This is a genomic window from Streptomyces sp. NPDC020996 (genome assembly GCF_040641355.1).
Classification (GTDB): Bacteria; Actinomycetota; Actinomycetes; order Streptomycetales; family Streptomycetaceae; genus Streptomyces.
Window position 1 is genome coordinate 1 of the sequence record NZ_JBFADM010000130.1, and the last position, 7,037, is coordinate 7,037.

The 7,037-nt window shown below is 70.8% G+C and carries 6 protein-coding genes; 3 read left to right on the forward strand and 3 right to left on the reverse strand.

Annotation, left to right across the window (positions count from 1 at the left end; genetic code table 11):
* Nucleotides 1-124 precede the first annotated feature (124 nt).
* Both AB0G63_RS38810 and AB0G63_RS38815 read right to left on the reverse strand, forming a co-directional pair.
* On the reverse strand, nucleotides 125-874 hold the full coding sequence (locus AB0G63_RS38810; RefSeq protein ID WP_360760528.1) for an anti-sigma factor: 750 nt from the start codon (nucleotides 872-874) through the stop codon (nucleotides 125-127).
* Nucleotides 871-1,455 (reverse strand): sigma-70 family RNA polymerase sigma factor, encoded by a 585-nt coding sequence (locus AB0G63_RS38815; RefSeq protein ID WP_360760531.1) that lies wholly within the window; start codon nucleotides 1,453-1,455, stop codon nucleotides 871-873. The genes AB0G63_RS38810 and AB0G63_RS38815 overlap by 4 nt, the downstream gene beginning before the upstream one ends.
* A gap of 365 nt (nucleotides 1,456-1,820) precedes the next feature.
* Here AB0G63_RS38815 and AB0G63_RS38820 point away from each other — a divergent pair, with 365 nt between their 5' ends.
* Together AB0G63_RS38820 and AB0G63_RS38825 are read left to right on the forward strand one after the other, a co-directional pair.
* Nucleotides 1,821-3,041 carry a right-handed parallel beta-helix repeat-containing protein gene (locus AB0G63_RS38820; protein WP_360760534.1) on the forward strand — a complete coding sequence of 407 codons (1,221 nt, stop codon included), beginning with the start codon at nucleotides 1,821-1,823 and terminating at the stop codon, nucleotides 3,039-3,041.
* Between the two features lie 154 nt (nucleotides 3,042-3,195).
* Nucleotides 3,196-4,086, forward strand: coding sequence for a prohibitin family protein (locus AB0G63_RS38825; protein ID WP_360760536.1), 891 nt, complete (start codon nucleotides 3,196-3,198; stop codon nucleotides 4,084-4,086).
* A 402-nt stretch (nucleotides 4,087-4,488) separates the two neighbouring features.
* On the opposite strand, the gene AB0G63_RS38830 is transcribed toward AB0G63_RS38825, so the two are convergent.
* Nucleotides 4,489-4,869, reverse strand: a complete 381-nt coding sequence (locus AB0G63_RS38830; RefSeq protein ID WP_360760538.1) for an alpha/beta hydrolase — start codon at nucleotides 4,867-4,869, stop codon at nucleotides 4,489-4,491.
* 790 nt (nucleotides 4,870-5,659) lie between these two features.
* On the opposite strand from AB0G63_RS38830, the gene AB0G63_RS38835 reads away from it, so the two are divergent.
* Nucleotides 5,660-6,919 (forward strand): ice-binding family protein, encoded by a 1,260-nt coding sequence (locus AB0G63_RS38835; RefSeq protein WP_360760541.1) that lies wholly within the window; start codon nucleotides 5,660-5,662, stop codon nucleotides 6,917-6,919.
* Nucleotides 6,920-7,037: the final 118 nt, after the last annotated feature.

Genomic DNA, 7,037 nt, shown 5'->3' on the forward strand with positions numbered 1-7,037 from the left:
GCGTGCTCCGCCCCGGGGGGCGGTCCGGGCTGCCCGCCGCCGGTCCGCTGTCATCGGCGCTGGGGCGGCGGCACCGACAGGCGCGCGGGGAGTCCGCCGGCGGGCGGGTCCCCACGCGCGGGTACTACGTCGGTACGCCGAGCAGTGCGACCGGTGGCGAGGTCGGCTGCTTCGATCCGCCGGCCGGCTCCACCGTGATGCCGACTCCGGAGGCGCCGTCCACCGCGCCCCGCATGAGCACCGCCTGGCTGCTGCGGCCGGGGTCCATCAGACCGGCCGAGCGCATCTTCCCGCCGTCGGAGAACCACAGCTGGTAGACCTTGCCCCGCGGTGGCTCCTTCATGTCCGAAGCCATGAAGACGGCCCGGTCCCGGCCCGCGGAGACCACCAGCGTTCCGGTGCCGCCCGCCAGGCGGGCCGAGCGGGACTTGGCGTCGGGTGCCGTCAGCACGCTGGTCAGGTCCCCGACGGCTCTCTGCGCCTGGGCGGCCTCGTGCCGGGCGTTCTGGGCGCGTTCGTACTGCCATACGGCGGTTCCGCCGAACACGGTCGCGGCGGCCACACTGGCAGCCAGCGCCCACCGGGCCGGGCCACGTCCGCGTCGCACGCCGCGGCGTACCCGTTCCAGGGACGCGACTCCGGGCGACACCTGCCGCACGGTGGTGATGCGGGTGAGAACCTGCTCCCGCATGGCGGGGCGCGTCCGCACCGTGGCGGCCAGGGCCAGGCGTCCGGCGGTGGCCGTGAACTCCGCCACCTCCTGCGCACAGGCGTCGCACTCGGCCAGGTGACGCTCGAAGGCGGCACGTTCGTCGCCGGGCAGCGCGTGCACCGCGTAGGCGCCGGTCAGAGCATGCAGGTCCGTCGTGGTCATGCGGTCACCCCCAGGCAGTCGCGGAGCCGGATCAGCCCGTCGCGCAGCCGGGTCTTCACCGTGCCGAGCGGCAACGAGAGCGCCTCGGCGACCTCCCGGTAGGTCAGTCCGCGGTAGTAGGCGAGAGTGACCGACTGCCGCTGCAACTCGGTCAGGGTGCGCAGGCAGCGCCGCACCTGTTCCCGCTCCAGCCGGCTCTCGACCTGCTCGGTCACCTCGTCGTACGCGGGCTGGTGCTCGAGCAGCGCGGCCTTGGTGTCACGGGCCGCGGCGGCCTCCACCGACCGGACCCGGTCCACGGCCCGCCGGTGGGCGAGGGTGAGGATCCAGTTGATGGCCGTGCCGCGCTCGGGCCGGTAGCGCGGGGCGGTCCGCCACACCTCCACCAGCACCTCCTGCGCCACCTCCTCGGACTGCGCCTGATCGCGCAGAACGGCCCGTGCGACGCCGAGGACGGAGCCGGCCACGGCGTCGTAGACCGCGGCGAAGGCGTCCTGGTCGCCGAGCGCCACCTGGTGCAGCAGTTTCTGCAGATCAGGTCCAGCTGATGGGCGTCTGCCGATATGTACGGCTTCCTTCACAATGGCTCTCCCGTAGGCGTGACAGGCCGGAACATCCCGTGTAATCCGAGGCCGACAGGCCCGCGGATTGGCGTCACGGCTTGCACAGGAAACGTATGGCCTTGTCGCGACCGGCGCCGCGACGGATCCGCACCCGCGTGCCGGGGCCCGCTTCAGTGGGTCCGCCCCGGAGCGCCCACGCCGTCCCGCTGCCCGACGACGGCGAACGGGCCGCCGTACGGCCGCGTTCACAGCCGTATGCACAGCCGTCGGGAGTGAACGCGACGACTCTTGACGTGCTCAGCACTACCGCCTAGCTTCGCTCCAGAAAGCGCTTTCCACATCCTCTCTCGTATCCGTACGCAGTCGCAACCTGGAGACGAACCATGCGCGTGAAGCCCGCCATCCGCTCCACCGGCCTCCTCGTCGGATTACTCGTCATGTCCTCCGCCGGGAGCGTGCACGCGGCACCCGCGCGCCCTGCCCCGGAGGCGGGCAGTCAGGCCGCGGCGAGCGACCTGTACGTGGCGGGCAACGGCAGTGACAGCAACCCGGGGACGCTCGCCGCCCCGTTGAAGACGATCCAGCGCGCGGTGGACCTGGCGCAGGCAGGCACCACGATCCAGATCCGGGGCGGAACGTACGCGCCGGCCACGAACATCCGGCTGCTCCAGAGCGGCACGGCGAGCCAGCCCATCACCCTGCGCGGTTACAACGGCGAGCACGTGGTCATCGACGGCGAGAACATGCCGTACACGCCCGGCGCGGTGGGCTCGACCATCCCCAGGGCCGAGCGTGGCGCCGTCCACATCGAGGGCGAGTACTGGCGGCTGAGCGGGCTGGAGATCATCCACGGCCCCTACGGCGTGTTCGGCGCGGACACGAGTCACAACGTCTTCGACCGCCTCGTCACCCGGGACAACTACGAGTCGGGCTTTCATCTCCAGGGAGCTTCCAGCGACAACCAGATCCTGAATCTGGACAGTTACGGCAACCGCGACCCGCGGAAGAACGGGGAGAGCGCCGACGGACTGGCCATCAAGGAGGGCTCCGGAAGCGGCAACGTGGTGCGGGGCGCACGGCTGTGGAACAACTCCGACGACGGCCTGGACTTCTGGATGTTCGACAGCTCGCCGATCCTCGTCGAGAACACCCTCGCCTGGGGCAACGGGTTCAACCGGTGGAACCTGCCCGACTACCAGGGCGACGGCAACGGGTTCAAGATGGGCGGCAACGGCGTGGCCGCCGACCACACCGTGCGCAACAGCATGGCCTGGGGCAACTCCGCCGGCGGCTTCGTCGACAACAACAACCCGGGCAAGATGAAGATCGACCACTGCACCGCGTGGAAGAACGCCAAGACCGGGTTCGACTTCAGCCGCTCCTCCAGCACGCTGACGAAGAACCTGGCGGTGGCCAACGGCACCAACGCCTCGCTCGGCTCGAACTCCACCGGCAGCGGCAACTCCTGGAACACGGGCGGCACCTGGTCGTTCGTCAGCACCGACGCAAGCGTGATCACCGGGGCCAGGACGGCCGCCGGCGCCATCCCGTCCTCCACCTTCCTGCGCCCCAGCAGCGGCGCGGACGTGGGAGCACGGTTCTGAACCCTGCTGCGATCGGCGGGACAGCGGAGCATGTGACGTCGCCTCGTCCGGGCCGCGGTCGCGTACGGCCCGGCATCCCCGACACCGGAGATCGCTACGATGCGCCGGGGCCGCGCCCCCGGGCGGCGCGGAGCGTTTTCGGAGGGGGACACCTGTGTTCGTGCTGTGCATCCTGCTGCTCATAGCCGCGGCAGTGCTCTTTGTCGTCGGCCGTGGCCGCACCGCCGCGGGCCACTGGAGACTCGGGGCGGCGCTCAGCGCCGTGACGGGCCTGCTGGCAGGCGCCTTCGCCTGCATCTACGTCGTGAGCGCCTACGAGGTCGGCGTGCCGGTGACCTTCGGCCGCGTCGGCAAGCCGCTGACCTCGGGTCTCCACTTCACGTCACCGTTCACCGACGTCACGCCCTTCTCCACCCGCCCGGTGGACCTCGACCTCAACGGCAAGGACACGGTCGAGGTCCGCTCCTCGCAGGGCGGTGTGCTCTACGCGGACGTCACCATCAAGTGGGCCGTGGTGCCGGGCAAGGCGGTCGCGCTGTACCGGCTGGCGGGCAGCGAGGAAGCCGTCGAGGAGCGGCTGGTGCTGCCGGACAGCCGGGAGATCATCCGCAACGTCTTCGCGAAGCACACCAGTGAGGAGGGGTACGCGTCCGCCCGCGAGCAGATCAGCTCGGAGATCGCCGGGCTCGTCAAGGAGCGGCTGGCACCGCGCGGCATCGACGTCACGTCCGTCAACCTGCGCAATGTGCGGCCGTCGGAGAAGCTGCAGGAGCAGATCGACAAGAAGATCCAGCAGGAGCAGGCCACCGAGCGGGCCACCGAGGCTGTGCGTACGGCCAAGGCGCAGGCGGAACGCAGGCGGATCGACGCGGAGGGCATCGCCCGCGCCAACAAGATCATCTCGGGGTCGCTGAGCGACAAGGTGCTGTACAACCAGTGCCTCGAGGCGTACAAGGAAGCCGCGAAGGCCAACCCGGTGTACGCGGTGCCGTGCGGTACGGACTCGAATGGCACGCCGGTCATCGTGGACAGCGGCAAGAACTGAACCGACTTACCGCCGCCGGGCTGGATCAGCCGTGCGTCCGCGTGCCGGGGGCCAGGCCTGAAAGTCGTCGGTCCGCGCCAGCCAGTCGTCCAGCAGGGCCGCCAGGATCCTCGGCTGCTCGTGGGGAAGCGCGCGGCCGGCGCCGTCGAGCACTGCCAGGTGGCCTGCGGGCAGTGCTCGAGCAGGTCTGCCGCCGCCGCGTGCCCGACGACGGAGTCCTGCCGGCCGGCGACGACGAGCGTGGGCCCCTGGTAGGCCGGTCCCTCGGTCGCCTCGAATTCCCACCGCTCACCGATCCGCTCCAGGGCGGCCTGGTCGGCGAGGGGGATCGCCGGGGCTACGAAGCGCTCGTAGCGGTCCAGCATCGTCGGCGTTCGCACCACGAAGTAGCCGCGGAAGCCGTCATCGCCCAGCCGGCACAGGACAGACGAGCGCGAGCCCGGAGACCCGGTCGGGACGCCGGGCCGCGATCCCCTGGGCGTAGTGGGCGCCGGCCGAGTGGCCGCCGACGAGGACGGCGTCCGGCCCGGCGACCTCGTCGGCGAAGCCGAGCAGCACGTCGAGGACGTCTTCGGCGCTGCGCAGGGACGCCGGCGCCGGCGTGCGGCCCATTCCGGGAAGGTCGGGACAGATCCGCCGGTAGCCGTCGCGCGCTCCCAGAGCCGGCTCGAAGCAGGCCTCGGCCTCACGGTGATCGGCCATCGCTCCGTGCAGCACCAGCACGGGTCTGCCTTCGCCGTGCGCCACGTAATGCACCGGTACGTCGCCTGCGGCACGCTCCATCCGGTCAGTCTGGTGACGCGGGGCTCATGCCGTACCCCGGACGTGCGGTCTCGGCAGGGGCCGACCGCCGTCGTTCCTCCCTCCTGGCCGGCGGCGGGATCACGTACGTGCCGGTCGCGCGCCGTGAGCGGCGGTGGGAAGACGCCCGTCCCGTGCGGCGTCCGCCGCTCGGCGTCCGCGAGCCCCGCGTCGGTCACCAGGCCGCACCTCGCCCTGCGGCGAGCCATGCCCGGGGCGGGCGCCCGGGGCGGGCGCCCGGGACGTGCGGCGCGACCGCGAGCAACTGCGTTGGCGCTGCCGACCCGGCGCCCTGGCACAGCGGGTGTCGCGGGTTCGAGTCCTGCCGGGGGACAGAAGAGAGGGCCAAGGGCCGGTTCGGGAAGGGTTCCTGTGTTCCCTCCCCGGCTGGCCCTTCGTCGTTCCGGGCGACGTGCCACACGCGTGCCACCACGGTCCCATTCGGCATCTCGTCGGAGCGGAAGCTGCCCGCCACTCGGGACAGAGGCGGGGCCGCCGACGGAGTCGGCGGACCGTCAAGAAACACCGAGGCGAGTGGGTTTCAGCGCCCTTCTCAGGCGACGCCGGGTTCGGGGCTGATCATCGTAAATACGAATTCAGGGAAACTCTACGCGCATTGGAGTGCCGAATCCTCGAATATTCCCGACCCCCCACTCAGGTAATGCGACTCCGCGGAGATTTCTGCCTAGTATGCCGCCAAATCTCCAAGGCCCCGGGCGATCGACAGGACCCGGCAGGCTACGGCCCCCCTCCCACAGGAAATGGCCTCGCAATGAAGCTCAAGATTCCGAAGGCGGCCAAGTGCCGCTCCTTGACCGGATGGCTGACCACGGGTCTCGCCACCTCGGTTGCCGCCGTGCTGGTCGCGGTGATGCCGACGCCGGCATCGGCCATCGCAACTCCTGTGCCGCTGGGCACCGCTGCCAGTTTCTCGGTTCTGGCAGGTTCGGAGGTCACCAACACCGGTCCCACCGTGCTCAGCCAGGATCTCGGCGTGAGTCCGGGGACGGCCGTCTCCGGATTTCCTCCGGGGCAGGTGCTCGGCGCCGTGCACGCGGCGGACGCGGTAGCGCTCAACGCCAAGAGCGACCTGGTCACGGCCTACAACAATGCCGCGAGCCAGGCCCCGGATTTCGCCCTCGCGGCCGGAATCGGCAATGGCGACACCCTGCTTCCTGGCGTCTACAAGGCCGTGTCCGGTGTCGGACTCACGGGTGACCTGGTTCTGGACGCCGGTGGAAACCCGAACGCCGTCTGGGTGTTCCAGATTCCCGAAGCCCTGACGACGGCCTCCTCCAGCAGGGTGCTGCTCACGAACGGCGCTTCGGCGTGCAACGTGTACTGGCAGATCGGCAGTTCGGCCACCCTCGGCACCAACTCCACGTTCGTGGGCACCATCATGGCTCTGACCTCGATCAGTGTGAACACGGGGACGAACATCCAGGGCCGGGCGCTGGCTCGCAACGGCGCCGTGACACTTGACGACAACAGGATCTTCCCGGGCACCTGCTCGACCACGACGTCCGGCACCACCACCGGTACCACCACGGGCACGACGACCGGCACCACCACGGGCACGACGACCGGCGGCACCACCGGCGCCACCACCGGCACGACGGTGGGAGTGATCGGCGGCGGTCTCCTGGGCGGACCGCTCGTCACCGGCGGAGGCACCGTGGGCAACACCTCGGGCAACACCGCCGGCAACAACGTCACCACCGGGAACACCTCCGGCAACACTGCCGGGAACGTCACCGGCGGCAACAACGGCAAGCCCGGCAAGCCCGGCGGGCCTGGCCACGACCACAACGGCAAGCCCGGCGGATTCGGCCACGACAACGGCGGCAAGCCCGGCGGATTCGGCCACGACAACGGCGGCCACGACCACAACGGCAAGCCCGGCGACGAGCACGAGGGGTCTCACGGCAAGCCGGACCACGGTCAGGGCAAGCAGCCCGACGCGTTCTCCGGCAACAACTACGGCTACGACAGCGTTCCGAAGCCTGCGGAACACCGGGGCGACAAGGACTAGGCAGCACACTGCGCTGAGTCCGTTCACCGGATGACGGCGTGGGGGGGGGTGAAAACCATGCGCCCCACCCCCCCGGGGGGGGGCCCCGGGGAGGAAGAGCGCGCGGAGGGCGGCGGGG